This is a genomic window from Candidatus Tectomicrobia bacterium, assembly GCA_016192135.1.
Classification (GTDB): domain Bacteria; phylum UBA8248; class UBA8248; order UBA8248; family UBA8248; genus 2-12-FULL-69-37.
The window spans coordinates 1-26848 of the sequence record JACPUR010000038.1 but is presented as its reverse complement, the minus strand read 5'-3'; the positions used below and the strand labels follow the sequence as shown (position 1 = coordinate 26848).

Here is a 26848-nt window from a genome sequence, read left to right as displayed (position 1 = left end):
CAATGGCCGAGGCCGCGACGGAGTCGCAGATCCCCGACAAGCTCTTCTTCAAGATCGGCGAAGTGGCCGAGCTGACGGGGACGAAACCTCACGTGCTCCGCTATTGGGAGAGCGAGTTCAAGATGTTGCGCCCGGCGAAGGGCGAATCGGGCCAGCGCATATACCGGCGCAAGGACGTGGAGCTCATCTTCGCCATCAAGAAACTCCTCTACGAGGAGAACTTCACCATCGCAGGCGCGAAGAAGCAGCTTCAGCGCCTGCGCGGGGGGAGGGGCGATACGGCCCGGATGAAGCTCCCCGCGAAGCCTTCCGCCGACCCCCCCCTCTCGCTCCCCTTCGAGCCCGAGGCGGAGTCGAACGGGGAGGCGGCACATCCCGAGCCGCCCGGACCCTCGATCGACGTCGCCGCGCTACGCAGGGAGCTCCAGGCGATACTCGACATCCTGGACGGCCGCTGAGGCCGCCGGGGCTTTGACGGGCGCGGGAATCCCGGCTACAACTCAGGCGCCATTGTGGGGGCGCGGGAGCGATCCAACGGCGCCCCGCAAGGTGTCATTCCGAGCGCAGCGAGGAATCTGCTTTTGCCTTAGGGATCATTCCAAGCGCAACGAAGAATCTCGCAAACAAGAAGCAGATTCTTCACGTCGCTTCGCTCCATTCAGAATGACAAGTGAAAATACCAACCGAGGTCGTGGAGTCCATGGCGAGAAACGTCCGCAAGGAAATCAAGCAGCCCGACACCTTCCAGACCTACGGCGCCGAGAGCCTGACCTGGCTCCAGTCCCACGGCAAGCACGTCGCCGCCGGCGCCGGCGCCGCCGTCCTCATCGCGGCGGGTTTCTGGGCCTACGGCTACTGGTCCGCCAAGTCCCACGAGAAGGCCGCGCTCTCCTACATGCTCGCCCAGGACGCCAAGGGGCCCGAGGAGATCGAGGCCCTGCGCCGCACGGCCATGGCGTACCCCAAGACCCGGGCGGGCATCCAGGCCCGGCTCGAGCTGGCCGCGAAGCTCCGCGAGCGGGGCGAGCTTCCGGCCGCCGAGCAGGAGTACCGCATCGTCCTGGCCGGCGGGGCCGCCAGCGCCATGGACCGGGAGCTGGCCCAGCGCGGCCAGGCCGCCGTCCTTGAGGCCCAGGGCAAGTGCCCGGAGGCCGTGGCCGTCTGGCGGGAGGTCCTGGACCGGGGCAGCCTCATCAGCCAGGAAGACCTCTATCTCTCCATCGCGGGCTGCCAGGAGAAGGCGGGGAACCTGAAGGAGGCTGCCCGGACCCTTGAGGAATTCAGCCAGAAGTTCCCCCAGAGCCCGTTCCTGAACGAGCTCTACCGGGAGCGAATGAACCGCCTCACATCATCCGCCGCAGCGGCGCCCGCCCCACCACGAAAACCGGCGAAATAAGGCGCGCCACTCGAACCCGCTCCTCGACAGGCTTTCCTAGAAGTGGCCGGCCCCACTCCGGGGCATCTTGAGAAAAACCGTTCCTCCCATGGCGTGCGTACAAAGGGAGCAGAACACGCACCAAGAACGACAAGGAGGAGAAATACAGGGTGTAAATGAGGAGCGTCCCCAGCGGCGCCGCGATCCACATCAGCGATCGCCAATTGCGCGCGGCCAGGGGGAAAAAACTATACCCCAGGAACGAGAGATGCAGGAGGCAGATGAAACCCAGCCATACCGGGCCCCTGCCTCCGAAGGCCGCACGAGCCCATCGGGGAAGGCGCTTCACCATCGCGGCGGCGGGCCTCATGGCTCACCGCCCGGTGCTCAGCCCGTACCGTTCCTCCGGCGCGATAGATTTCCCTGTCCGGAGGCCTATCCGGGCGGGCAGGATGCCCGCGGGGCCCTCCCCACGCATGAATACCCATACTCCCACGACCGATGCGAGGGAGAACAGTTCCTCATTCGAGAGATAAATCGTTCCCAAGCCCTGGATCTCCACCTGAAAGCCGGAGCTCGCGGCTCGGATGGCGATGTCACTGGCCCCAACCGGCCGGGAAGTTCCTGCCCGGAGCGGGGTCCGTCCTTCACGTCCCTCGGTTTCGATCAGCATGGAACTATCTCCTTGGGCCGCCAGGCGGCAGGCGGAGGGGAACTCGCCTCGATATTCTCTGGAGACTTCTAGAACCGCCCCCAAGGTCTTTCGGCGGCGTAGCGGTAGCGTTTGTTCACGAGCTCCTCCGTGAGCAAACGTGTGTCCCTGCCGGCAATGAAGGTGACAACCGCGGCCGGCACATACATCGTGACGCCCGTGGCGAGGTAGAACCAGGCGGCGGGGCGGGCAATGAGCGCATCATAGGCCACGTCCTCCGCCTTCGCCGGGGAGGCGTCCCCCGGTTGGGCGGCAGAAAGCGACGGGGCGCTCACGAGAGAAACGGCGACGAGAAGCGACAGAAGCATTTTTTTCATGGCCATCTTCCTCTTATCGGCGGCCCGGGGAGAAGCTTCCCTCGCACCCTTGGAAACAGGCAGGCCGGGAAAAGATTCAGGGACGGCGGAGGAGAACAGGCATCCGGGAGATCGGGGTCACACCAGCGCAGCCGGGGCGCGGGGGGCAGCTTCGGCAAGCCCGCCGCGTCCGCCCCCGCCAATCCGGCCAAATCCACGAAACCATGATAAGATATATTATGTAAAATAACGTGGAGGGGCCGTTTCCCTCGCGCGCGGGCCTCCAGGCGCACATGCCCGGCCACCTCTGCCGCCCTTCCCGGGCGGCCGCGCCGTTTCCGATGCCTTTGGGGCCCCCTGCACGAAAGTGCACGAAATTGCGGTGGCGGCCCATCCCCCGCCTCGGGTTATCTTGCCTTGCCGGGGCCCCTTGTCCAGGGGCCGCCGGGAATGCTCCGCCTGGGGTTCTTCTCCGGGGGCGAGGCCCGGGAGCCGCGTCTTGGCGCGGGGGCCGTCTCGCGAAGTAACGGGAATTGATGGAAAAAGACCCCATAAAAATACGTTCGGGAGGGAGAGAAGACCGTGGTTTGCCGAAAATTGGCCGAAACGGCCCCGGCGGGGCTAGGCCGCTCCCTCGGGCCATTTGCCGTAGTGGCGGCCGTAGTCCGGGGCGACCCGCTTCATGCCGGTGTAGATCTCGAGCTTGTTGCCGTCCGGGTCGGCGAAATAGAACTTCCATCCCGGGCTCTGCTTCTGGCGCATGGGCGGGAGGAGGATTTTGACCCCCTTCCGGGCCAGGAACTCGTGGGCGGCATGCAGGGCATCGAGGCTTTCGGCCTCGAATGCCATCTGCTGGAGGGCCCCCTTGCCGGCGTTCGTGAAGGGCTCCCCCGCCCGCTCCGGGGGGAGCTGGACGAGGGGGCCCAGCCTGTCGGTCAGGACGAAGCCGAGCATCTCCTCGTACCAGCGGACGGAGCGGCCGAGGTCCCTGACCCAGAGCCCGACGTGGGAGAGCGAATCCACCTTCACCATGAGAAGGCCTCCTGCCTCAGTACGGAAGGCGGTTCGTGGAGCTGAAGAGCTCGATCTTGTTCCCATCCGGGTCCGCGAAATAGAACTGGAGCCCTCCGCTCACCCGCTGGCGCCGCGGGGGGGTCACGATGCTCACCCCGGCCGCCCGGAACCGCTCGTAGGCCGCCTGGACGTCCGACTCCGCGGGCAGCCGGAAGGCGACCTGCTGGAGGTTGGTCGGCCGCCCCGCCCCGTCCTCCTTCAGCGCCTCGGGGGGGAGCTGGATGAGCACCACCTCGTGGTGGAGGTCGTCGTAGCGCAGCCAGCAGATGCCGTGCGGGGCGGCGGGTTCCTGGGTGCTCCCGGCCGGGAGGTAGTCCGAGAGCCTGAGGCCGAGGATCTCCTGGTACCAGCGGAGCGACTTCTCCATGTCCCGCACGTAGATGCCCACGTGGGAGAGCTTCACCCGGATCGCCCTTTCGGCCGTCGGCATGGCATGGTCCTCCGCGGGAGCATGGAACCGGCTGAGTGGATTAGGTTTTCTTATCAAAGAGCCCCTGGCCCCGCAACCGGCCCCCCGGGGGCCCGATGGCCTCTGGGGGGTGCAAAAGTCGGCCGCGCGGCATATCTTGTGGGGGAAGAACGGGTTTCGCCATCAGGCGGAACCCATAAGATGCCCGCCGAAATGCCGCTCCGAAGCCGCAAGATCATGAACTTCATGAGAGAAATTCCTTTTATGAATTTTTCTCTAAAGTAACATCGGAAGGGGCGTTCTATGGAAAAACCCTTGGAAATCAGGGGCGTTCCCGTCGACGAGGGTGCCCTGCGCCAGATTCGGATCTGCCTCGCGGACGAGGAGGCCGCCGCAGGCGTCCTCTGCGCGGACCACCACCTGGGCTACTCCATGCCCATCGGCGGCGTTGTCGCCTACCGGAACGCCATCAGCCCCAGCGGGGTGGGCTACGACATCGCCTGCGGCAACAAGGCCGTCCGCACGGACCTGCGCGCGGACGAGATCCGCCCCGACCTCCCCCGCATCATGGAAACCATCTACCGCACCCTCGAGTTCGGGATGGGGCGGCGGAACCCCGTCCCCGTGGACCACGCCCTCTTCGAGGACCCCACCTGGAAAGACGTGAAAGTCCTCCGGGAGCTCAAGGATCTCGCCGCCTGCCAGCTCGGGACCATCGGCGCGGGGAACCACTACGTGGACCTCTTCGAGGACGAGACGGGCTGGGTCTGGATCGGCGTCCACTTCGGCTCGCGCGGCTTCGGGCACAAGACCGCCAGCGGCTTCCTCAACCTGGCCCGCAACAAGAGCTTCTCCGCCCGGCCCGGCGGGGAGGACATGCACGCCCGGGCCACCGTCCTCTCCCTCGACTCCCCCCTCGGGCAGGACTACTACGCCTCCATGCAGCTCGCCGGCCGCTACGCCTACGCCGGGCGCGACTACGTCTGCCGGCGCGTGCTCGACATCCTGGGCGCGCGGGCCATGGAGGAGATCCACAACCACCACAACTTCGCCTGGAAAGAGGAGCACGGGGGCGAGAAGCTCCTCGTGGTGCGCAAGGGGGCGACCCCCGCCTGGCCCGGGCAGAAGTGCTTCATCGGGGGGAGCATGGGGGACCTGGCCGTCATCGCCGAGGGGGTGGACACCCCCGCCGCGCGCAAGCTCATCCGCTCCACCGTCCACGGGGCGGGCCGGGTCATGAGCCGCACCCAGGCGGCCGGCAAGAAGCGCTGGCGCGGGGGCAAGCTCCACCGCACCGGCGGGCAGATCACCCGCCAGCAGATGAACGCCTACGTGAAGGAGCGGGGCATCGTGCTGCGGGGCGCCGACACCGACGAGGCGCCCCAGGCCTACAAGAGGCTCGGCGAGGTCCTCGCCCACCATGCCGACAGCCTGCGGATCCTCCACCGCCTCACCCCCATCGGGGTGGCCATGGCGGGCCCGGAGGTGCGGGACGACTACAAGGACTGAGCGGCGCCTGCCCTCGTCTCCGGAGCGGGCGCCCGCGCCTCGCTCCTCTCCTCCACCTCGAACCCCATGTCCTCGATCATGCGGCGGGCCGCGGCGGCGCCCTGGCCGGGGGTGGTGAGGTAGCCCTCGACGAAGATGGAGTTGGCCGGGTAAAGGGCGAGGGGCTGGAGGTCGCGGAGCTGCACCTCCCGGCCGCCGGCCACCCGGATCTCCGCGGCGGGGTTGTAGAAGCGCATCAGGCAGAGGAGCCTGAGGCAGCGGCGGGGCCCGAGATGGGCCAAGCGCTCCAGCGGGGTGCCCGGGATGGGGTGCAGGAAGTTGACGGGGATGGACTCGGGCCCGAGGGAGCGGAGGGCCTCGCAGACGTCGAGCACGTCCTCCTCCCCTTCCCCCTGGCCGAAGATGACGCCCGAGCAGAGCTCCAGGCCCGCCGAGCGCCCCGCCGAGAGGGTCTCCAGCCGGTCCCCGTAGGTGTGGGTCGAGCAGATGTGCCCGTAGAAGCGCTGGCTCGTGTTCAGGTTGTGGTTGAGGCGGTCCACCCCCGCCTCCTTCAGGCGCCGGGCCTTGGTCCCGTCCAGGAGGCCCAGGGAGCAGCAGATGGAGAGGCCGTGCCGCTCCTTGATGCGCCCCACGACGGAGCACAGGCGGCCGATCTCGGCATCCGTCGGGCCCCGCCCGCTGATGACGATGCAGTAGCGCAGGGACCCCGCCTCCGCCGCCCGCGCCGCTCCCTCGATCAGGGCCTCGTCGTCCACCAGGCCGTAGCGGGGGATCTCGGCGTCCGAGACGGCGGACTGGGAGCAGTAGGCGCAGTCCTCGGGGCAGAGGCCGCTCTTGGCGTTGATGAGGTAGTGGATCTGGACGGCCTTGCCGAAATGGCGGCGACGCACCCGGAAGGCCGCGTCGAGCAGGGCCAGCAGGTCCTCGTCCGGCGAGGCCAGGACGGCCCTCCCCTCCTCCCGCGCCGGGCGCCCGCCCGCCAGGGCGCGCTCCGCCAGCCCGTGGTAGTTCATGCGTTTCTCCTCCGCCAATCCGCGTCCAAGGGCGGAGCTCACACTACGCGGGCGGGCATGTCCTGGCAACACCGGGGGACAAACGATTGTCATTCCGAGGGAGCCCGCCCAGGCGGCGAGCCGCCTGGCGGTGGCAGGCACCGCCACCCTAAAGAAGGGCGACCGAGGAATCTGGGGGGGTTGCGCCTCACGAAGATTCCTCGCGGAGCCTGTCCTGAGCGCAAGCGCAGGGCTCGGAATGACAGCCAAACCGCCAAACTGACCCATCACAGGGAGGCCCCGCCGATTGCCGCCGGGCGGGCTCCTGTGATTCCATAGGGCGTCCTGGCGGCCCTGGAACGGCGTCCGGCGGAAATCTCCCCGGCCGCGCCCCCCGATCCCGAAAGGAAGCCCATGCAAGGCTGGGAGAATCTTCGCGCCGAGCTGGAGGGCACCCTCGAAGGCGAGGTCCGCTTCGACCCCTACTCCCGCGCCCTCTACAGCACCGACGCCAGCATGTATCAGATCGACCCTATCGGGGTGGTCATCCCCCGCTCGGCGGAGGACGTCCAGAAGACCGTTCGCATCGCCGCGGGCCACGGCGCCGCCGTGCTGCCCCGGGGGGGCGGTACGAGCCTTGCGGGCCAGACCGTGGGCCGCGCCGTGGTGATGGACTTCTCCAAGTACATGAACCGGGTGCTGGAGCTCGACGCGGAGGGGGGCTGGGTGCGCCTCCAGCCCGGACTGGTGCAGGACCACCTGAACGCCCACCTCCGGCCCCACGGCTTCGTGCTGGGCCCCAACACCTCGACCAGCAGCCGGGCCACCCTGGGCGGGATGATGGGAAACAACTCCTCCGGCTCGCGCTCCATCGTGTACGGGAAGACCGTGGACCACGTCATCGCGGCCTCGGGCTTCCTCGCGGGGGGGGACCCCTTCTCCTTCGGGCCGCTGGAGGGAGCGGCGCTCGAGGCCAAGCTGGCGGAGAAGACGCGCGAGGGGGAGATCCACCGGGCCCTCCACCGCATCGCCGGGGAGAACCTGGAGGAGATCGAGGCGCGCTATCCCAAGATCATGCGCCGGGTGAGCGGCTACAACCTGGACGAGCTGGTGCGCCCGGGAGCGCCCTTCAACCTCGCCAAGGTGCTGGCGGGGGCCGAGGGCACCCTGGCCGCCGTCACCGAGATGAAGGTCAGGATCTGCCCCCTCCCCAAGGCGGTGGGGGTTCTGGTCGTCCATTTCGACAGCATCGAGAAGGCCATCGCGGCGAGCGGCCCCATCCTGAAGCGGGAGGGCGTGGCGGCGGTCGAGATCGTGGACAAGGTCATCCTCGACCAGGCCGCCCAGAACCTCGCGGCCCAGCGCTGGATGCGGAGCTTCATGCGCGGCGAGCCCGCGGCTTTCCTGCTGATCGAGTTCTACGGGGAGACCCAGGACGAGGCGGAGGAGAAGGTCCAGCGCCTCGCGGCGGACATGGAGCGCGCGGGCGAGGGCTACGCCCGGGTGATCATGCGCGACCCGGCCACCCGCTCCGACCCGGGCAAGGTGCGCGAGGCGGGCCTCGGCTACATCCTGGGCCGCCGGGGAGACGCCAAGCCCGTGGCCTTCGTCGAGGACTGCGCCGTGCCGCCCGAGCGCCTGCTGCCGTACTACCAGCGCTTCGAGGCCATCATGCGCAAGTACGGCTCCTCGACCTCCTACTACGGCCACACGAGCGTGGGGCTGCTCCACCTCCGGCCCATCCTCAACCTGAAGGAGGCCGGGGGGGTCCGGAAGATGGTGGCCATCCAGAAGGAGGTGGCCGAGCTGGTCCTCGAGTACGGGGGCGCGATGAGCGGCGAGCACGGCGACGGCCTCGCCCGCAGCGAGTGGGTGCCCCGCTTCTTCGGCCCCAGGCTCTACGAGGCCTTCCGCCGGGTGAAGCGGGCCTTCGACCCATCGAACCAGATGAACCCGGGGAAGATCGTGGACGCCCCGCCCTTCACCGATAACCTGCGCTACGCCCAGGGGAAGACGCGGGAAATCCCCACCATTCTGGACTTCTCGCGGGACCACGGCTTCGTCCGGGCGATCGAGCTGTGCAACGGGGTGGGCGAGTGCCGCAAGCGCGACGGCACCATGTGCCCCTCCTTCCAGGCCACCCGGGAGGAGGAGCACTCGACGCGCGGCCGGGCCAACGTGCTCCGGCGGGTGATCGCGGAGGGCCTGCCCGGCGAGGAGCTGGCCAGCCAGGGCGTCTACGACGTGCTGGACCTATGCCTCTCCTGCAAGGGCTGCAAGGCGGAGTGCCCCTCCAGCGTGGACATGGCCAAGATCAAGGCCGAGGTGATGCAGGCCTACTGGGACCGCCACGGGGTGCCGCTCCGGGTGCGGCTCCTGGGGCGGATCGCCGACATCAACCGCCTGAGCCAGCCCTTCGTGCCCCTCGTGAACTGGACGATGCGGAACGGGTTCGCCCGCTCCCTGATGGACCGCTTCCTGGGGCTGGACCGGCGCCGCCAGCTCCCTCCCCTCGCCCGGCCCACGTTCGAGGAATGGTTCCGGGGGCGGCCGCGCCCCGCCCTCCCCCCGCCGCGCGGGAAGGTGCTCCTGCTCAACGACACTTTTACGAACTTCAACTATCCCGAGGTGGGCCGGGCCGCCGTCCGCGTGCTGGAGGCGGCGGGCTTCGAGGTGGAGCTCACCCAGCTCCGCTGCTGCGGCCGGCCCATGCTCTCGCACGGGCTCCTGCGCGACGCCCGGAGCCTGGCGGAGGAGAACCTCGTCCGCCTCTACCCGGCCCTCTCCGCCCAGACCCCCATCATCGGCCTCGAGCCGAGCTGCCTGCTGACCTTCCGCGACGAGTACCCGGACCTCATCCCGGCTCCCGAGGCGCGGATGCTGGCCAAGTCCTCGTTCATGCTGGAGGAGTTCCTGGTCGGCCTCAAGGCCACGGGGGAGTTGGACCTGCGCTTCCGGGAGGCGCCCGGGAGGGCGCTCTTCCACGGCCACTGCCACCAGAAGTCCCTGGCGGGCGTGGGGCCCTCGCTGGAAGCGCTCGGCCTGGTGCCGGGGCTAAAGGTGGAGGCCATCCCCTCGGGCTGCTGCGGGATGGCTGGTTCCTTCGGCTACGAGAAGGAGCACTATGACATCTCCCTCGCCATCGGCGAGCTGAAGCTCTTTCCGGCCATCCGCAAGGAGGGCGGGGAGGCGGGCGTCATCGCCAACGGCGTCTCCTGCCGCCAGCAGATCGCCAAGGGGACAGGGAGGAGCGCCAGGCACCTGGCCGAGGTGCTGGCCGCGGCCCTGGCGGAGCCTTCCGCCTAGGCCAGGGCCACCTCGACCTCGGGGACCGCGGCCGCCGGGAGCATCTTCGCCGGCCGGGCCGGCTGGCGCGAGGGCAGCTCGCAGGGAAATAGAGTTTCGCGGCCCGAGGCGTCGAAGACGACGACTTGGCACAGGCCGTTGATTTCAAGGACGTCGAGCAGGCGGGTCAGTTCCTCATTGCGGCGGGAGCGGACGGCCATGCCCCAGACGTGGTAGTCGTTCAGGCCCTCGGTTGGCTCGTCCACATTCCAAACGATTTCAATGGGTTCCGCGACCATCTCTTGGCTCCTTCCCTGGAGGCCGGTTCCCTTCCCTCTATGTTTCGGCAGCGGGAGCGGAAACTTGAGGCCTCCAGCGCTCAATTTCGAGAATCAGGATCGGGGCAGCCCCCTCCCCTCGATCCGGGAGAGGCGGTATGCTTGCCCGCACGTTCAGACGGCATGAGGTTCCCCCCGCCTGGGGGGTGGCATTCATCTTTCCTAGGAGAGGAAGACGATGACGGAAGAGCTCTACCCCCGCTTCTCGGCGCAGGAGATGGCCCGCCGCCACGGGCTGGCCCGCAGGCTGATGGAGGAGCAGGGGCTCGAATGCCTCCTCCTCTTCGCCCTGACCGGGACCAACCGCAACAACCAGGCCAACATCTACTACCTGACGGGCTACCGCGACTTCAACCACGCCTTCCTCGTCTTTCCGCTAAAGGGGGAACCCTCCCTTTTCGTCGGCCTCTACAATCATCTTCATAACGCCCAGGCCATGGCCGCCGTCTCGGACGTGCGCCACGGCGGCTACGGCAACCCCGAGAAGGTCGCCGCCCAGCTGGACAAGCTGGGCCTGGGCCGGGCCCGCATCGGGCTGGTGGGCGTCAATCCCCGTTTCGGGATGCTCCTCTTCGGCGGCCACATGGATTTCCTGAAACAACGCTTCCCGGAGGCGCGGTGGGTGGACGTTTCGGCCGCCTTCCGGGACCTCCGCATCGTCAAGAGCGAGGAGGAGATCGCCTGGCTCCGGGAGGGAGCCCGCCTGACCGACCTGGCAATGGCGGCCCTCCAAGAGCACGCCCGGCCGGGCGTCCCCGAATACGAGCTCTCGGGCCGCATGGTGGCGGCCTACGCCGCCGAAGGCGGCGAATCGCTCGTCCAGTTCGTGACGGCTACCCCCATGGCGAGCCCTCACACCCCCCTCCCCTGGCAGAACCCCACGCGGCGGAAACTCCAGGCCGGGGACATCATCCACACCGAGATCAGCGCGGCCCATTACGGGTACGCCGGCCAGATTCTCCGCCCCTTCACCGTGGCCGCCGACCCAACGCCTCCCTACCGCCACCTCTTCGACGCCTCGCTCGAGGTCTTCCACGACATGGCCCGGGCCATGCGCGCGGGGGCCCCGGTGGAAGACGTGCTGACGGCCACGGAGAGCCTGCCCAAAAAGGGCCTCCAGATTTACGACTCCCTCGCCCACGGGTTCGGCGTGGACCTTCTCCAACCCTCCATCGGCATCCCCGGCTCGGGCTACGCCGTTCCTCCGGCCGACTTCAAGTACCGGGAGAACATGGTCATGGTCATCCAGCCGAACCCGGTGGACCAGGCAGGGCGGGGGCTCCAGGTGGGGGATCTCGGGGTGGTGACGCGAGAGGGCTTCCAGAGCCTGCACCGCTTTCCGCTTGCCTTCCCGCGCTGCGGCTAGCCCAGCGGGCCGCACGGGACGGCCCGCTTCCAGGCGCTTCAGATCACCGGGAATCGAGAGGAGGAACGCGACTTGCCGATGGACGCCAATGAAATCAGCGAGACGATTTCCAGCCAGGATGGGAATGCCGACGAGCGCTTCCGCAAGCGGGTGGCCATCTTCGTAGGATTCCTGGCCATGCTCTTGGCCGTCACGGGCCTCGGCGGGGAGAACGCGGCCAAGGAGATGATGAGCTCCAACATCTCCGCGTCCAACCTGTTCGCCTTCTTCCAGGCGAAGAACGTCCGCCAGACGAACTACGCCCTGGCGGCCCAAGGTCTCGAGGCGCTGCTCGCCAGCCATCCCGACATGGCGGGCGACGTCCGGCAATCCATCGAAAAGCGGATCGCGGATTACAGGCAAACCATCACCCGGTACGAGAGCGAGCCCAGCACGGGCGAAGGGAAGAAAGAACTCCTCACCCGCGCGCGGGAAGAGGAAAGGCGGCGCGAGAGGGCCGGGCAGCAGGATTTCAATTTCGACATCTCCGTCGGGCTCTTCCAGATCGCCATCGTCTTGGCCTCGGTGAGCATCCTCGCCGCCTCGCGGCTCCTCTTCTACCTCAGCGGGCTCCTGGGCATCGCCGCCTGCGCCTTTTCGCTGAACGGCTTCTTTCTCCTCTTCCCCCTGGGCTGAAGCCGTTTCCAAACAAAAGCGGGCCGCCTCCCGGCAAGGGCAGGCGGCCCGCTCGGCTTGGAATTGATCTCGTTCCGTTATCCCCCGCAGACCACCTTCTCGGAGGGAACCTCCATCGCCCGGACGACCAGCACCGGGATGGAAACCTTCCGGATGACACTCTCGGTCACGCTCCCCATCAGGAGGCGGTTCACCCCCGAGCGCCCATGGGTGGTCATGGCGATGAGGTCGTACTTCCAATGCCGGATGTGCTCGGTGATCTCTTCGGCTGGATGCCCGTACCGCACGTGGGACTCCACCCGCAGGCCATTCTCCCGAAGCCGCCCCTCGACCATCGCCAAGTACTCCTCCGCCTCCTTGAGCACGTTCACCTGCGTCTCTTCGGGATTCACGCCCGGAAGATGGGCGGCGTTCGCCACGCGCAGAAGATGGACCTCGTAGCTTCCTCCGGTGAGGTCCGGAAGGTGCTGAAGGATCTGCTCGGCCACCGGCGAGCCATCCAGCGGAATCAGGATTTTTTGAAACATGCCATCCCTTCTCTTCCGGCGGCGGCGCCCCTGCGCCTTTCGCCTTCCCGAGAGCGGCCGGAGTCCATTCTGCTTTCTCAAGAGCAATCAAGATGCCAATTTATTTTTCCCAAGCCTAAAGCCAGAAACTTTGGAAGAAATGGGGAAAAAGGCTGAAAATCCGACGTTTGGTGGCATCCGCAGGGGGCGTGCGAGGCGGTTTTCCGATGAGGGTGTTTGGATCGCGGAGGGAATGAAACCGGCCAGATAGCCTCAAAAATCAGGGAGGTGAGGCATTTTGCTTCGCCAGGAGAGGCTAGTCCCTGCGGATGTTGTAGGCCTGCATCTTCCGGTAAATGGTCCGGCGATCGATGCCCAGCATACGGGCGGCCTGGGAAACCTGCCCCCCCGTATGCTTGAGCACCCGCTCGATATGAGCCTTCTCGACCTCCTGCATGGACATCTCCACCGGAATCGCGTCGAGCGTGATCTCCCCCTCCTCCCGGCGGAGCACGTCGGGCAGGTCCTCGGGCTGAATTTCGCCCTCGGCCCCCAGGGTGATGGCCCGCTCGATGACGTTTTCCAGCTCGCGGATATTCCCCGGCCACGAGTACCGCATGAGGGCGCGCATGGCGTCCTTGGATATCTGGGAGACGCCGGTGCCCGCCGCCTTGGCGTACTTGGCGAGGAAATGCTGGGCCAGGAGGGGGATGTCCTCGGGCCGGTCCTTCAGGGTGGGGAGGTGGATGGTGACCACGTTCAGGCGGTAGTAAAAATCGTCCCGGAATTCCTTCTGGCGGACCGCCTCGGCCAGGTCGCGGTTGGTGGCCGTGATGACCCGCACGTCCACCTTGATGGACTGGTTCCCCCCCACGCGGCGGATCTCGTGGTCCTGCAGCACGCGGAGGAGCTTCACCTGGAGGGCCGCGCTGATCTCTCCGATCTCGTCCAGGAAGATGGTCCCGCTCTGGGCCTCCTCGAAGAGGCCCTTCTTGCTCGACACGGCCCCCGTGAAGGACCCCTTCATGTGCCCGAACAGCTCGCTTTCCAGCAGGGTTTCCGTTATGGCGCTGCAATTGATGGCGATGAAGGGCTGGCTGCTGCGGGGGCTGTTGTAGTGGATGGCCTTGGCCACCAATTCCTTGCCCGTGCCGCTCTTGCCCTGGATGAGCACAGTGCTGTTCGACCGGGCCACGCGCCGGATGAGGTCGAACACCTCCATCATCGGCTTGCTCTTGCCGATGATGTTCGAGAACTCGAAGCGCTGGCGCACCTCGCGGCGCAGGCCCAGGAGCTCCCGCTGGTTCCGGCTCTCCTCCACGGCCTTCTGGACGTATACGCGGACCTCGTCGAGCTTGAAGGGCTTGCTCAGGTAATGGAAAGCCCCTTTCCTCATGGCTTCCACGGCCGAGTCCACCGTGCCGTGCGCGGTGAGGAGGATGACCTCCGTCTCGGAATTCAGGCGCCGCAGCTGCACAAGCAGCTCGATGCCCGACATGCCCGGCATCATCAGGTCGGTGAGCACGACCTCGTAGGAGCCCTCCTCCGCCGCCCGGAGCGCCTCCTCGCCCGAGGCCACGGCGTCCACCTGGTAGCCTTCCTCGGTCAGGAGGCGGGAGAGAAGGGTGCGCACCCGCTCCTCGTCGTCCACCACCAGGATGCTCGCCCCATTATTCATTGCGCTTCCTCTTCGGCGGACCTCAGGTAGACGGTGAACGTGGTGCCCGCCCCCGTTTGGCTATAGACCCGGATGAAGCCCCGGTGGTCGGCGATGATCCGCCGGCAGATGGCGAGCCCGAGGCCGGTGCCCTTTCCCGGCCTCCGGGTGGTGAAATAGGGCTCGAAGATCCGCTCCAGGTTCTCCCTGGGGATCCCCTCCCCCGTGTCCCGGAACTCCACGCACACGCGGCGCCCGGCCTCGTCCACGCTTCCCACGTAGGAGGAGATGGTCAGCGTCCCCCCCTTGGGCATCGCATTACGGGCGTTGATGACCATGTTCATGAAGACCTGCTCCAGGTGGTTGGAGTCCCCCAGTATCCGGGGGAGGCCGACCTGGAGGTCCAGCTTGACCTCGACCTTGTCCTTGCTGAACTGCTTGCGCACGAGCGAGAAGACGTTGCGGAGGCCCTCGTTCAGGTCGAGGGGACGGAGCTCGACCCGGCCCGGGCGGCTGAAATCCAGGAGGCGGCGCATGAGCTGCGCGACGGCGTCGCACTCGCGGACGATACCCTCCACATCCTTCCTGCGGGAATCCGAGGCCTCGAAGCTCTCGCGCAGGAATTCCGCGTTGCCCGAGATGACGCTGAGAGGCCCGCCGATCTCGTGCGCGATCCCCGCCACCAGCTCACCGATGGAAGAGAATTTCTCGGCCTGGTAGAGCTGCTCCCGCAGCCCGCGCTCGAGCGTCAGGTCGCGGATGTTGCCAATGAAGATGCGCTTGCCCTCAACGAACCCTTCGCTCACGGCCAGGCTGATCGGGAAGATGGTCCCGTCCTTCCTCAGCCCTTCTACCTCGCGCCCGATGCCGATGATCCGCCGCTCCCCCGTCCGGAGGTAGTGCTGGAGATATTCGTCGTGGTGGCGGGCGTAGGAACCAGGCATCAGGAACTTGACGTTCTTGCCTAAGATCTCCTCTCCCGCATAGCCGAACATCCGCTCGGCCGCCTTGTTGAAGCTCTGGACCACTCCCTTGTCGTCGATGGTGATGAGGCCGTCCACCATTCCGTCCAGGACGGCGTGGAGACGGGTTTCCTCTCTCTGGATTTCCTGGCCGCCGGGCTTTCCGGCGGGCAAGACGGTTTCCCCCGCCTTGGCGCCTCGAAGGTTCGGGCCGGAACCCTCGTGCTTCGGCCGTCTCGGCAACCTTGCACCTCCCGAATCGCGGGCCGTCCCCTCACTGCTGCTTCGGACGGAAGCTCAGAACCGGGCACGGCGCGTGCCGAATGACCCTCTCGGCCACGCTCCCGAGAAACAGGCGGCTCAAGCCCGTGCGGCCGTGGGTGGCCATCACGATCAGATCGAAGCTCCCCTCCTGGGCGATCTGCGCGATCTTGGCCGCCGGCTCGCCCCATTCCAGCCGTTTTTCGGCCTTTCCGGCGGGGCCGCCCCCGGACGCCATCTGGGACAGCAGCTTTTCGGCGTCCGCTTGAATCTCCCCCTTCACCTTCTGCCAGTCAATATAGACTTCGTAGGGCACCGACGCCTGCGGCTCCACCATGACGTGGAGCAAGGTGATGGCGGCGCCGCGCGCTTCGGCGATGCCCTCGGCGGCTTCGAGCGCATCCTTGCTGAAGTCGGAGAAATCGACCGGAACCAGGATCTTCCGCGGGGCGAATTTTTTCATGATGCTACCTCCTTTCCCTAGGCGGTCGCATACTTCGCCGCCGGCTCCTTGAGATGGGCCGCCTTGGGGAGGCGGAAGAGCAGCACGGGCACGTCGGCCTGCCGGAGAACCTGCTCGGCCACGCTACCGAGCACCCAGCGGGCGGGGCCCGTGCGGCCGTGAGTGGCCATGGCGATCAGGTCCACCTTGTTCCGGCGCGCGTGCGTGAGGATCTCCTCGGCAGGGAAGCCGTAGCGGACGGCGGTCTCCACCTCGAGGCCTTCCGCCGTCATCCGTTTCCGGACACCTTCGATGTAATTCTCGGCCTCGACGATGGTGCCTACCTGGGCCTCGGCGGGGTCCGTCCCCGGAAAGACGAGGGCGAAGCCGACGCGCAGGAGCAGTACCTGCGCCTGGTGTACCCGCGCCAGTTCGTTCACCTGGGGGAGAATGCCCTCCGCCAGCGCCGAGCCATCGAGAGGAACCAGGATTTTCCGGTACATGGCTGCCTCCTTCGGGTGGGAGCGGCTTGCCTCGCCTGCGCCCAGGAGGAAACCATGACTCCCCACCCCAACCGGGCGTACCCACCTCGCATTCAAATTTCGCAAATCCTGTACCCAGGGGGTAAATCTGGGAAAAACACTTCAAGTTAGGCGGCTAATATATTGAATATAAAATCATATTTCTTCAAAACCCACCCGGGATTCCCATCCTCGAATGAAGTGAAAGGAAGGGAGAAAGGCAACCAATTCTGTAGCATTATGGCACACTGGGGCAGGATGGCAAAAGGCTTTTGGGCTGGCGGAAATCCTTTCAGGTCCGGGCCACGAGTCGGACGAGGTCCGACTCGCTCACCAGCCCGGCCAGCTTTCCATCGTCGACGACGGGGAGGCAGCCGATCTGCTTCTCCAGCATGAGCCGAGCCGCCTCCGCGACTTCGTCCTCGGGCGAGACGGTGACCACGTTTTCCGTCATCACCTCCTTCACCAGCACGGTCCGCATGAATTCCTGCTGGGCCTTGGCGCCGAACCCCATGACCGTCGAAAGCCCTGCACGAAACAAGTCCCGCTGGCTGACGATGCCCACCAATGCCCCATCCTCCAGGACGGGCAGATGGCGTATGCGCTTCATCTTCATCAAATCCCCCGCCAGCGAGAGCGTGTCGTTGCGGTCCAAGGTTTCGACCGGGGAGGTCATCACTTCCCGAACCTTCACCGCGTTCTCCTTGGCGGCGTGCCGCAACGCGAAGCGGGAGGGCAAGCCACTTCAGACGCAATAACAATGCCAGCCGGAATCTCCGGTTTCAGACTTCTCCCGATCGCCTTTCCCCGTCTCATCCGGCGGCCCTGGCCGGGTCGCGCGAAACGATTGAAATCCCAGAATTAGAAGGCGATTCCGCCTCACCAGGCAGCCAGGTGAGACAAACCGTCCCACCCTCCGAAAGCAAAAGGGACTCGTTCCCCGGCTTTCCGAGTCGTCGATTTTCCCCCCTCCCCCTTGAAACCAAAGCCTAAACCCATTTCCCGCCCCTTTTCCTCACAAATCTGACCCGGGACGGCATGAATCGTGATTCTGTTTTCGCGGGAAAGGGCGGGTCCGTCCGCCTGAACCAAGGAATCGGCCCCGAAGGAGGCCATAACTGACCGGAGTTCGCATGAGTCCTATCACCGAGACCATGGACGGCAATGAAGCGGTCGCCTCCGTCGCCTACCGGACGAACGAAGTCATCGCCATCTATCCCATCACCCCCTCCTCGCCGATGGGCGAGTCCTCCGACGCTTGGGCCTCCGAGGGAAAACCCAACGTCTGGGGGACCGCCCCCTCCGTCATCGAGATGCAGAGCGAGGCCGGGGCCGCCGGGGCCGTCCACGGCGCCCTTCAGACCGGCTCCCTGACCACCACCTTCACGGCCTCCCAGGGCCTTCTCCTCATGATCCCCGTCATGTTCAAGCTGGCGGGCGAGCTGACGCCCACCGTCTTCCACGTCGCCGCGCGCTCGGTCGCCGCCCACGCCCTCTCCATCTTCGGCGACCACAGCGACGTGATGGCCGCCCGGGGGACGGGCTTCGCCCTCCTCTGTTCGGGGTCGGTGCAGGAAGCGCAGGACTTCGCCCTCATCTCCCAGGCCGCCACCCTCGAGTCCCGCATCCCGTTCCTCCACTTCTTCGACGGCTTCCGGACCTCCCACGAGGTTTCGAAGATTGAGGTGCTCCCGGACGACGACCTGCGATCACTGATCGACGAGGACCTCATCCTCGCCCACCGCGCCCGGGCCCTTTCGCCGGAACACCCGGTCGTCCGGGGGACCGCCCAGAACCCGGATGTATTTTTCCAGGGACGCGAGGCCTCCAACCGCTTCTACCTCGCCTGCCCCGGAATCGTGCAGAAGGCGATGGATCGTTTCCGGGAACTGACCGGCAGGGCCTACCGGCTCTACGATTACCACGGCGCACCCGACGCCGACCGCGTCATCGTCCTCATGGGCTCGGGGGCGGAGACGGTCCACGAGACGGTGGATCACCTCCTCGCCCAGGGCGAGAAAGTGGGCGTCCTCAAGGTCCGCCTCTTCCGGCCGTTCGACGTCCGCCGGTTCATGGAGGCCCTGCCGCCCACCGTGCGCTCCGTCGCCGTCCTCGACCGCACCAAGGAGCCGGGAAGCGGGGGGGAGCCCCTGTACCTGGACGCCGTGAACGCGCTCGAGGAGGCCCGGCAGGGCGGGTGGAGTTTCGAATCCCCGCGGCTTCCCCGGATCATCGGCGGCCGCTACGGCCTCTCCTCCAAGGAATTCACTCCCGCGATGGCCAAGGCTGTCTTCGAGCATCTCGCGCAGCCGGACCTGAAGAACCATTTCACGATCGGCATCGAGGACGACGTCACCCATACCAGCCTCCCCTTCGACGCGGATTTCTCGATCGAGCCCGAGAGCGTGTACCGGGCCGTCTTCTACGGCCTGGGCTCGGACGGGACGGTGGGGGCCAACAAGAATTCCATCAAGATCATCGGCGAGAAGACCGGCAACTTCGCCCAGGGCTACTTCGTCTATGACTCGCGCAAGGCGGGAGCCATCACCATCTCCCACCTGCGCTTCGGGCCGGCGTCCATCCGCTCCTCCCATCTCATCACCCGGGCGAATTTCCTCGGGTGCCACCAGCACCACTTCCTCGACCGCTACGACATGCTCAAGAGCCTCGTCCCCGGTGGAACCTTCCTGCTCAACACTCCCTATCCTTCGGACAAGGTATGGGACACGCTCCCGCTCGAAGTGCAGGAGACTGTCGTCCGCAAGCGCCTGCGCTTCTACGTCATCGACGCCTACAAGGTCGCGGGCGAGAGCGGGATGGGCCGGCATATCAACACCGTCATGCAGGTCTGCTTCTTCGCCATCTCGGGGATCCTGCCCCGGGACGAGGCCATCGGGGCCATCAAGGAGTCGATTCAGAAGACCTACGGCCGGAAGGGCGACGAGATCGTCCAGATGAACATCCGCGCCGTAGACGGCACCCTCGCCCACTTGCACGAGGTGCGGGTGCCGGAGGGCGGCACCAGCACCCGCCGCATGATCCCGCCCGTCCCGGACGAAGCGCCCGCCTTCGTCCGGGAAGTCATCGGACCCATCATCGCCGGCGAGGGCGATGCCCTGCCGGTGAGCCGCGTTCCCATCGACGGGACCTTCCCCAGCGCGACGGGAAGATGGGAGAAGCGGAACATCGCTATCGAGATCCCGGCCTGGGAGCCCGGCACCTGCATCGAATGCGGCAAGTGCGCCTTCGTGTGCCCTCACAGTGTGATCCGAATCAAGGTCGTCGAGCCCGGGGAGCTTGCAGGCGCGCCCGCCTCTCTCCTCTCCAAGGACGCCCGGGACCGGGAGTGGGAGGACATGAAGTACATCATCCAGGTCTCCCCCGAGGACTGCACCGGATGCGGCATCTGCGTGGACGTATGCCCGGCCCGAAACAAGTCCCAGGCGCGCCTGAAGGCGCTCAACATGACCGACAAGGCCCCCATCCTGGAGCGCGAGAGGGCGAACTGGGACTTCTTCGCCGCCCTGCCCGAGACGGACCGGCGCAAGGTGCGGGTCAACACCATCCGGCAGCAGCAGGTCCAGCAGCCCCTGTTCGAGTTCTCGGGCGCCTGCCCGGGCTGCGGCGAGACGCCTTACCTCAAGCTCCTCACCCAACTATGGGGGGACAGGCTCCTCGTGGCGAACGCCACGGGCTGCTCCTCCATCTATGGAGCCAACCTCCCCACCACCCCTTGGAGCGTGAACCGGGAGGGACGCGGCCCGGCCTGGGCCAATTCCCTCTTCGAGGACAACGCCGAGTTCGGCCTGGGCTTCCGCGTCTCCATCGACAAGCAGGCCGAGGCCGCCCGCCAGCTTGTGGCCCTGGCGGCGGGGGCGATCGGAGAGGAACTGGCCAAGGCCATCCTCGAAGCCGTCCAGGAGGACGAGGCCGACATCCATGAACAGCGCGCGCGGGTGGAGATCCTCAAGCAAAAGCTCGCCGGGATGGGCACGCCCGAGGCGAAGCGCCTCCTTGGCCTGGTGGACGCGCTGGTGCGCAAGAGCATCTGGATCGTGGGCGGGGACGGGTGGGCCTACGACATCGGCTTCGGCGGCCTCGATCATGTGCTGGCGAGCGGCCGGAACGTGAACATTCTCGTCATGGACACGGAGGTCTACTCCAATACGGGCGGCCAGATGTCCAAGGCCACACCGCGAGGAGCCGTCGCCAAGTTCGCCACCAGCGGCAAGGCCACCGGCAAGAAGGACCTCGGTCTCATCGCCATGACCTACGGGAACGTGTACATCGCCCGTGTCGCCATGGGCGCCAAGGACGAGCACACCCTGCGCGCCTTCCTCGAGGCGGAGGCCTATCCGGGTCCCTCGCTCATCATCGCCTACGCCCACTGCATCGCCCACGGCATCAACATGACCACGGGCATGAAGAACCAGAAGGCCGCGGTGGACTCGGGCCAGTGGCCTCTCTACCGCTACCACCCCTGCCGCGCCGCGAAGGGGGAGAACCCCCTCCAGCTCGATTCGGGCCCGCCGAAGATGCCCGTCTCCCGCTACATGGCGATGGAGAACCGCTTCCGGATGCTCGGCATGACCGATCCCGGGGCCGCCAAGCGCCTGGCCCAGGAAGCGCAGGAGGAGGTCCGGCAGCGGTGGGCGCTCTACGAGCACCTGGCCGCGCGGAAGTTCTCCTCCAACGGCGCCTCGCCCGAAGCGGGCCGGCCGGCCGCGAAGGCCGGCGAAGAGGCGGAGGGCTGACGGCCATGGACCTCCGCACCGAATATCTCGGGATGACGCTCCGGAGCCCGATCGTCCCCTCCGCCTCCCCCCTTTCGGAGGAAATCCGGAACATCCGCCAGATGGAGGACGAAGGCGCGGGCGCGGTGGTCCTATACTCCCTGTTCGAGGAACAAATCACCCGCCAGCGCAGAGAGCTCCACCACCACCTCACCCACGGCACCGACAGCTTCGCCGAGGCACTCACCTTCTTTCCCCAGCCCTCGGAGTTCCAGCTGGGGCCGGACGCCTACCTCGAGCACATCCGGCAGGCGAAGGAAGCGGTGAACATCCCGGTCATCGCGAGCCTCAACGGCTCCTCCCTCGGCGGATGGGTGGACTGTGCCTCGCGGATCGAGCAGGCGGGGGCGGACGCCCTGGAGCTCAACATCTACTACATCCCAGCCGACACTTCCCTCGCCCCGAGGGAGGTTGAGCAGCGCTACGTGGAGATCCTGACCGCGGTGCGGACCGCCGTTCGCATCCCCATCGCGGTGAAGATGAGCCCCTACTTCAGCAACCTCGCCCACATGGCCAAGCGCCTGGAGCAGGCCGGCGCCAACGGCCTCGTCCTCTTCAACCGCTTCTACCAGCCCGACATCGATATCGACGTTCTCGAAGTCCGGCCCCGGATCATCTTCAGCGGGCCACAGGACCTCCTCCTGCCCCTGACCTGGATCGGGATTCTCCACGGGCGCGTGGGGATGAGCCTGGCGGGCACGAGCGGCATCCATACCCACGAAGACGTGCTCAAGATGCTCATGGCCGGAGCGAGCGCCACGATGATGGCCGCCGCCCTCCTCAAGAACGGTATCGGCCATATTCGGCAGGTGGAGGACAACCTCCGCCGGTGGATGGACGAGCACGAATACGAGTCCGTCCGCCAGATGCAGGGCAGCATGAGCCAGTTCCATTGCCCCGACCCCCCGGCCTTCGGGCGGGCGAACTACATCGGCGCCCTGCAGGGCTATCGCGTGTAGGGGAACACCCGGATTACGGCATGTGGCGCGAGGCGGGCGGCCAGGGGCGCCTTCCACAAAACAACGGACTCTCCGGAAAAAGAGTCCGCTGGTGATTTAAAGGCTTAGGCCGGCTAGCCGGCGGCGGGGACCCCGGCGGAGCGCGCCGGGGCGAGGGCTTCGATCACCTGGGCGCGGGTCACGGCGCCCGCCTCGGCGTGGGGGCCTTTGTAGGTGTTCGAGGCCGGCTTGGCCGAACCGGGCCTCTGGGGCCGGTAGGTGCAGAAAGGCTCGCTCGCCAGAGGGTCCCCTGCCGCCGCGAGGGCCCGGGCGCGGGATCCTCCGCAGATGTCGCGGAAATCGCAGTAGCCGCACTTTCCCGAGTAGGAATCAGGCAGGCGGAGGGAGCAAAAGAGCTCGGATTCCCGGTAGATGTCCACCACGCTCCGGCTGCGCACGTTCCCGGCCGAGACGGGAAGAAAACCGCTGGGCATGACCTCGCCCCGGTGGCTGATGAAGACGAGGCCGTTCCCGTCGTTCACTCCCTTGGCCGCGCGGCCGATGCCCGCGCTGAAGCCGGGCCCGCCCCGGAAGGGGGAAGCTCCGCCGGCGGGATCCGGGGCGCCTCCGTGCAGACTGTCCCAGGCGGCCCGCTGCATGCTCACCCGCCGGAAGTGCTGAGCGGCGGTGGTCTTGATGTCGAAGGGCATCTCCTTCGAGAAATCGTAGAGCTGGTGGAAGAGCGCCTCGTGCTCGGCGGGGCTCACCATGTGGTGCTTGTTGCCCCGGCCGACCGGGACGAGGAAGAAGACGCTCCACAGGGTGATGCCCAGGCGGGCGACCATGTCGGCCATCTCGCGCAGGCGGGTCTTGTTGAAGCGCGTGACGGTGGTGTTGATCTGCACCTCCAGGCCCTCCTCGCGCGCCCAGCGGATACAGTCCATCGTCCAGTCGAAGCTCCCCGGCACATTACGGAACATGTCGTGGCTCAGGCGGTCCGGGCCGTCCACGCTCACCGCCACGCGGGCAAGGCCGCCCGCCCGCATCTGGCGGACCCGCTCCCGGGTGAGGAGCTGGGTGCCGGAGGGCGTCATGGTCATCCGCAGGCCGATCGCGTGCCCGTGGCGGATGAGGTCGAATATGTCCGGCCGCTTGAGGGGGTCGCCCCCCGTGAGCACGAAGAGGACGGGCCCGAACCGGCGGGCATCCTCCAGCAGGGCCATCCCCTCCTCCGTGGAGAGCTCCCCGGCGTCGCGGCAGGGGCGCGCCTCGGCCCGGCAGTGCAGGCAGGCCAGATCGCATGCCTGGGTGGCTTCCCAAATGACCAGAAAGGGGGAGCGGGCAAAGTCAATTTCCTGGAAGGAAGGCTTCTGGCCGGGCCGGAGGGGGGTGCGGTCTGAATTCTTTGCCTCGGTCCGATCAGGAAATCTATCCATTTTTACCCCCGATGCGCCGAATTTTCATCTATGGAACTTGCAAAAGAGATAAAAATCTCTAAATTGAATTTAGGAATTGTTCATCCGTTTTTCAAGTGGAAAGTAGAGGCTCATGAGCTTTTATTCCAGACCCACCAAGATGGCCGTCCGAATCCTCACCCATATGGCGGCGGACGGGATGGACCAGCTCCTGACGGTCCGGAGTATCGCCCGGGCCACCCAGGTCCCGGAGCCCAGCGCGGCCAAGATCCTCCAATCCCTCGCCCGGGACGGCATCCTCGAATCCCGAAAGGGTCCCGGCGGAGGATTCCGCATCGGCCGCTCCCTCCGGGAGATTCTCCTGGTTCATGTCGTCCGGGCGGTCGAGGGAGAGGATTTCCTCTCGGAGTGCGTCGGAGGCTTCCAGGAATGCACCGGCCGGTCCGAATGCCCGTTGCACGCCAAATGGCTCTGCGTCAAAGAGCAGATGGTGGACTTCCTCGGCACCACCACCCTCGAGGACATGCTCCACGCCTCCCAGCACGGACGCCAGGCGCTGAACGGCGCCTGACGCCCGGCCTGCGAAAGCCCCCCGCGGGACCCGCGGGGGGCTTTCGCACGTCCGCTAAGCGACCTCCGACTGCTCCGTGATATAATAGGAGAACACGGTCGAGTCCTCGAACTTGAAGCCGAACTTCACGTTTTTCCGGTGGGCGAAACCCACGAGCGGGGTATAGAACGGATAAGCGGGCAAGTCCTTCAGTATCTGGATCTGCGCCTGCTTGGCGAGCTCGACCTGCCGCTTGGTGTCGCTGATCCGGCCCATCTCCTCGATGAGCTTGTCCACGCTGCCGCCGATGTTCCCGTAGTGGGAGATGTTCGTCTGGCGGGTGGGCAGGGTCACGTCGGACTTCGAATGGTACCACTCGAACAGGTGATCATAGGCGTGGGGGAAGCGCTTCCCTCCGTAAGACACGAACGGGTACTTGTCCTGGCGGGAGCCGCGCAGGTAGATCGTCTGCTCGACCACGTTCACCTTCAGCTGGATTCCCACCTGGGCCAGGTGCTGCTGGATGACCTGGATCGGCCGCTGGATGTGGGGCAGCGGGGAAACCGCCGTCTCGAGCTGGAGCCCGCTCCTGTAGCCGGCCTCGGCGAGCAAGGCCTTGGCCTTATTGGGGTCATAGTCATAGCGGAGCTCGGCCGGGACCTCCTCCGGCTTTAGGCCGCCCACGCAGGCCGGCGCGATGACGCTGTAGAGCTCCCGGGCCATCGGGCGGAAGAGGTCCGCGATCTCCTTGCGGTTGATCGCGTAGGCGATGGCCTTGCGGACCCGGATGTCGTCCATGGGCTTCATGCGCAGGTTGAAGTGCAGGGAGGCCGCGTAGTCGGAGTCCGGGATGTCCACGCTGATGTTCGGGTCGGACTTCAGGCTGTCGAGCAGCCGCTTGGGCAGGGTCGCCAGGTAGATGGCGTCCAGCTCCCCCCGCCTCAGGCCGAGGATGCGGGTGTTGATGTCGGGGATGATGCGGAACTCGTAGCGCCGGATCTTCGGCGTGCCCCGGAAATACTTCTCGTGGCGCTCAAAGATATAGGCTTCCTTCGGCTTGACCTGCACCACCTGGAAGGGTCCGGTGCCGACGGGGCTCCACATGTAGTTGGTACCGACGTCGTCCGTCGCCTTGCCCCGCGAGAGGATGTAGCCTCCCCGGAAGTTCATCATCTTGGAGAGAAAGAGTCCGTCCGGCTCCTTCAGGTGGAAGCGCACGGTATATTTGTCCGGCGTCTCGATGCCGTCGATGCCCTCGTAGCGGCCCCGGAAGATGGAGGTGAGCCGCTTGTCCCTGAGCCGTTCAAGGCTCCACTTCACATCGGCCGAGGTCAGCTCGCCGGCGCCGTGGTGGGCCTGAACGCCCTTGCGGAGCTGGAAGGTATAGGTCTTGCCCCCGTTGCTGGAGTCCCACTTCTCGGCGAGGTCGAGCTCATACGCCGAAGGGTCCCCCAAGCCGGGCTTGAAGCGCAGCAATCCGTTCGCCCAGCTGCGGGCCAGGCTGTCCCCCGTGGTGATGGCCCTGGCCGGGTCCAGGGACCGGGCCTCGGAGCCGTTGGCCCACAGGAAAACTCCCTTGGCCGCCCGTGCCTCCTCCGCGCGCAGGCCGCCCATCGTGGCCGCCGCGCCCATGGCGGCCGCGCCTTTCAAGAATTCTCTCCGGCTGATTCCCTTCGGCATGATGATCTCCCCTCTCTCTGCGGAAAGTTCGAACGTGAATTTCAAGCCTCAGCCCATCCGCGCCAGTTCCTCCCTTGAGAACGACGGCGCCGTGCCGGGGGCTTCCGCCCCCCCCGCTTCATCGGCCCGCCGGGCGAGGCTCATGACGTAGGGATCGACCACGTCGCGGAGCCAGTCCCCCAGCAGGTTGAGGCCGAAAATGGTGACCATGATGGCCAGCCCCGGGAATAGGGCCAGCCAGGGCGTGAAGAGCATGCTCTCGACCCCCTCCTTCAGCATGGTGCCCCAGGCCGGCGTCGGCGGCTGGACCCCCAGGCCGAGGAAGCTGAGCGAGGCCTCGATGCGGATGGCGATCCCCACCCACAGGGCGGCCATCACCATCACCGGCCCCAGGATGGAGGGCAGCACGTGGCGGAAGAAGACCCTGGCCCTGCCCGCGCCGAGCGCGATCGCCCCCTGGACGAAATCCTGCTCCCGGATGGCCAGGGTCGGGCCCCGGGCGTACCGCACGAACTTGGGCAGCATGGCCACCGAGACGGCAGCCACGACGTTCGTGAAGCGGTTGCCGAGGGCGACGATGACGATCACGCCCAGGATGAGGGTCGGGAACGAGAGAAGGATGTCCGTGGCGCGGACGACCACGCGGTCCATCCTTCCCCCCTCCAGGGCGGAAAGGGCGCCGATCAGCGTGCCGAGAAATCCCCCGAACGCCACCGCCACGAAACCGATGAAGAGCGAGACCCGGGAGCCGTGGATCACCCGGGCGAGGGTGTCCCTCCCGTAGATGTCGAGCCCGAAGGGGTGCGCCCAGCTCGGCGGGGCGTAGGCATCGGAGATGCGCTGGAAGTTGGGGTCGGCGGGAATGAGCGCGGGGCCGGCCAGGGCGAGCAGGATGAGGGCCGCCGTGACGCTGAAGCCGACGACACCGCTCTTGCTGCCCCGGAAAAAATGCCCCAGGCCCATCAGCGGCCCTCCTTCCCGAGCGAGACGCGCGGATCGATGACCGTATAGAGCAGGTCCACCGCGAGGTTGATGACGACCACGATGAACGAGTACACCAGGATGACGCCCTGGATCATGTTGTAGTCCCGC

At 66.6% G+C, this 26848-nt stretch carries 25 protein-coding genes; 9 read left to right on the top strand and 16 right to left on the bottom strand.

Annotated elements, in window-relative coordinates:
- Positions 1-2 precede the first annotated feature (2 nt).
- Positions 3-458 carry a MerR family transcriptional regulator gene (locus HYZ11_15820; GenBank protein ID MBI3129074.1) on the top strand — a complete coding sequence of 152 codons (456 nt, stop codon included), beginning with the start codon at positions 3-5 and terminating at the stop codon, positions 456-458.
- A 212-nt stretch (positions 459-670) separates the two neighbouring features.
- On the top strand, positions 671-1396 hold the full coding sequence (locus HYZ11_15815) for a tetratricopeptide repeat protein (protein MBI3129073.1): 726 nt from the start codon (positions 671-673) through the stop codon (positions 1394-1396).
- A 352-nt stretch (positions 1397-1748) separates the two neighbouring features.
- Here the strand turns inward: HYZ11_15815 and HYZ11_15810 are convergent, their stop codons facing one another.
- From HYZ11_15810 to HYZ11_15795, 4 genes are all read right to left on the bottom strand, one after another.
- Positions 1749-2048, bottom strand: a complete 300-nt coding sequence (locus tag HYZ11_15810; protein ID MBI3129072.1) for a hypothetical protein — start codon at positions 2046-2048, stop codon at positions 1749-1751.
- A gap of 68 nt (positions 2049-2116) precedes the next feature.
- Complete coding sequence (locus HYZ11_15805) at positions 2117-2404, bottom strand: hypothetical protein (GenBank protein MBI3129071.1); 288 nt, start codon at positions 2402-2404, stop codon at positions 2117-2119.
- 600 nt (positions 2405-3004) lie between these two features.
- A complete protein-coding gene (locus tag HYZ11_15800; protein MBI3129070.1) occupies positions 3005-3415 on the bottom strand; it encodes a VOC family protein in 411 nt (136 codons plus the stop codon).
- Between the two features lie 16 nt (positions 3416-3431).
- A complete protein-coding gene (locus HYZ11_15795; GenBank protein MBI3129069.1) occupies positions 3432-3887 on the bottom strand; it encodes a VOC family protein in 456 nt (151 codons plus the stop codon).
- A 282-nt stretch (positions 3888-4169) separates the two neighbouring features.
- Here HYZ11_15795 and HYZ11_15790 point away from each other — a divergent pair, with 282 nt between their 5' ends.
- Positions 4170-5375: an RtcB family protein gene (locus tag HYZ11_15790; GenBank protein MBI3129068.1), complete on the top strand. Its 1206-nt coding sequence runs from the start codon at positions 4170-4172 to the stop codon at positions 5373-5375.
- Here the strand turns inward: HYZ11_15790 and bioB are convergent.
- Positions 5363-6388: a biotin synthase BioB gene (bioB, locus tag HYZ11_15785; GenBank protein ID MBI3129067.1), complete on the bottom strand. Its 1026-nt coding sequence runs from the start codon at positions 6386-6388 to the stop codon at positions 5363-5365. The two genes, HYZ11_15790 and bioB, sit on opposite strands and share 13 nt — an antisense overlap.
- Positions 6389-6781: 393 nt before the next feature.
- Here bioB and HYZ11_15780 point away from each other — a divergent pair, with 393 nt between their 5' ends.
- Entirely contained in the window at positions 6782-9673 is a 2892-nt protein-coding gene (locus HYZ11_15780; protein MBI3129066.1) for an FAD-binding protein, read from the top strand.
- On the opposite strand, the gene HYZ11_15775 is transcribed toward HYZ11_15780, so the two are convergent.
- Positions 9670-9951 (bottom strand): hypothetical protein, encoded by a 282-nt coding sequence (locus HYZ11_15775; GenBank protein MBI3129065.1) that lies wholly within the window; start codon positions 9949-9951, stop codon positions 9670-9672. The two genes, HYZ11_15780 and HYZ11_15775, sit on opposite strands and share 4 nt — an antisense overlap.
- Before the next feature lie 217 nt (positions 9952-10168).
- Here HYZ11_15775 and HYZ11_15770 point away from each other — a divergent pair, with 217 nt between their 5' ends.
- Both HYZ11_15770 and HYZ11_15765 read left to right on the top strand, forming a co-directional pair.
- Positions 10169-11356 (top strand): aminopeptidase P family protein, encoded by a 1188-nt coding sequence (locus HYZ11_15770; protein ID MBI3129064.1) that lies wholly within the window; start codon positions 10169-10171, stop codon positions 11354-11356.
- A 78-nt stretch (positions 11357-11434) separates the two neighbouring features.
- Complete coding sequence (locus HYZ11_15765; protein MBI3129063.1) at positions 11435-12031, top strand: DUF4337 domain-containing protein; 597 nt, start codon at positions 11435-11437, stop codon at positions 12029-12031.
- A gap of 77 nt (positions 12032-12108) precedes the next feature.
- Here the strand turns inward: HYZ11_15765 and HYZ11_15760 are convergent, their stop codons facing one another.
- The 6 genes from HYZ11_15760 to HYZ11_15735 all read right to left on the bottom strand — a co-directional run bounded on the left by HYZ11_15760 (position 12109) and on the right by HYZ11_15735 (position 17074).
- A complete protein-coding gene (locus HYZ11_15760; protein MBI3129062.1) occupies positions 12109-12558 on the bottom strand; it encodes a universal stress protein in 450 nt (149 codons plus the stop codon).
- Between the two features lie 295 nt (positions 12559-12853).
- Positions 12854-14215: a sigma-54-dependent Fis family transcriptional regulator gene (locus tag HYZ11_15755; GenBank protein ID MBI3129061.1), complete on the bottom strand. Its 1362-nt coding sequence runs from the start codon at positions 14213-14215 to the stop codon at positions 12854-12856.
- Positions 14212-15330: a PAS domain S-box protein gene (locus tag HYZ11_15750; GenBank protein ID MBI3129060.1), complete on the bottom strand. Its 1119-nt coding sequence runs from the start codon at positions 15328-15330 to the stop codon at positions 14212-14214. Before HYZ11_15750 ends, HYZ11_15755 begins: the two co-directional genes overlap by 4 nt.
- A gap of 100 nt (positions 15331-15430) precedes the next feature.
- A complete protein-coding gene (locus HYZ11_15745; protein ID MBI3129059.1) occupies positions 15431-15880 on the bottom strand; it encodes a universal stress protein in 450 nt (149 codons plus the stop codon).
- A 17-nt stretch (positions 15881-15897) separates the two neighbouring features.
- Positions 15898-16362, bottom strand: coding sequence for a universal stress protein (locus HYZ11_15740; GenBank protein ID MBI3129058.1), 465 nt, complete (start codon positions 16360-16362; stop codon positions 15898-15900).
- Between the two features lie 310 nt (positions 16363-16672).
- Complete coding sequence (locus HYZ11_15735) at positions 16673-17074, bottom strand: CBS domain-containing protein (protein ID MBI3129057.1); 402 nt, start codon at positions 17072-17074, stop codon at positions 16673-16675.
- A 439-nt stretch (positions 17075-17513) separates the two neighbouring features.
- On the opposite strand from HYZ11_15735, the gene nifJ reads away from it, so the two are divergent.
- Together nifJ and HYZ11_15725 are read left to right on the top strand one after the other, a co-directional pair.
- Positions 17514-21134, top strand: coding sequence for a pyruvate:ferredoxin (flavodoxin) oxidoreductase (nifJ, locus tag HYZ11_15730; GenBank protein MBI3129056.1), 3621 nt, complete (start codon positions 17514-17516; stop codon positions 21132-21134).
- 5 nt (positions 21135-21139) lie between these two features.
- Positions 21140-22132, top strand: a complete 993-nt coding sequence (locus HYZ11_15725; protein MBI3129055.1) for a dihydroorotate dehydrogenase-like protein — start codon at positions 21140-21142, stop codon at positions 22130-22132.
- Between the two features lie 113 nt (positions 22133-22245).
- Here HYZ11_15725 and HYZ11_15720 read toward each other — a convergent pair whose 3' ends face one another.
- Positions 22246-23547: a TIGR04053 family radical SAM/SPASM domain-containing protein gene (locus tag HYZ11_15720; protein MBI3129054.1), complete on the bottom strand. Its 1302-nt coding sequence runs from the start codon at positions 23545-23547 to the stop codon at positions 22246-22248.
- Positions 23548-23659: 112 nt separating this feature from the next.
- Here HYZ11_15720 and HYZ11_15715 point away from each other — a divergent pair, with 112 nt between their 5' ends.
- Positions 23660-24097, top strand: a complete 438-nt coding sequence (locus HYZ11_15715) for an Rrf2 family transcriptional regulator (GenBank protein ID MBI3129053.1) — start codon at positions 23660-23662, stop codon at positions 24095-24097.
- Between the two features lie 54 nt (positions 24098-24151).
- Here the strand turns inward: HYZ11_15715 and HYZ11_15710 are convergent, their stop codons facing one another.
- The 3 genes from HYZ11_15710 to HYZ11_15700 form a co-directional block, all read right to left on the bottom strand.
- Positions 24152-25756 carry a twin-arginine translocation signal domain-containing protein gene (locus tag HYZ11_15710; GenBank protein MBI3129052.1) on the bottom strand — a complete coding sequence of 535 codons (1605 nt, stop codon included), beginning with the start codon at positions 25754-25756 and terminating at the stop codon, positions 24152-24154.
- Between the two features lie 48 nt (positions 25757-25804).
- On the bottom strand, positions 25805-26719 hold the full coding sequence (locus tag HYZ11_15705; GenBank protein ID MBI3129051.1) for an ABC transporter permease: 915 nt from the start codon (positions 26717-26719) through the stop codon (positions 25805-25807).
- The coding region (locus tag HYZ11_15700) for an ABC transporter permease subunit (protein ID MBI3129050.1) at positions 26719-26848 on the bottom strand (130 nt) is incomplete at its 5' end. The genes HYZ11_15700 and HYZ11_15705, both read right to left, overlap by 1 nt.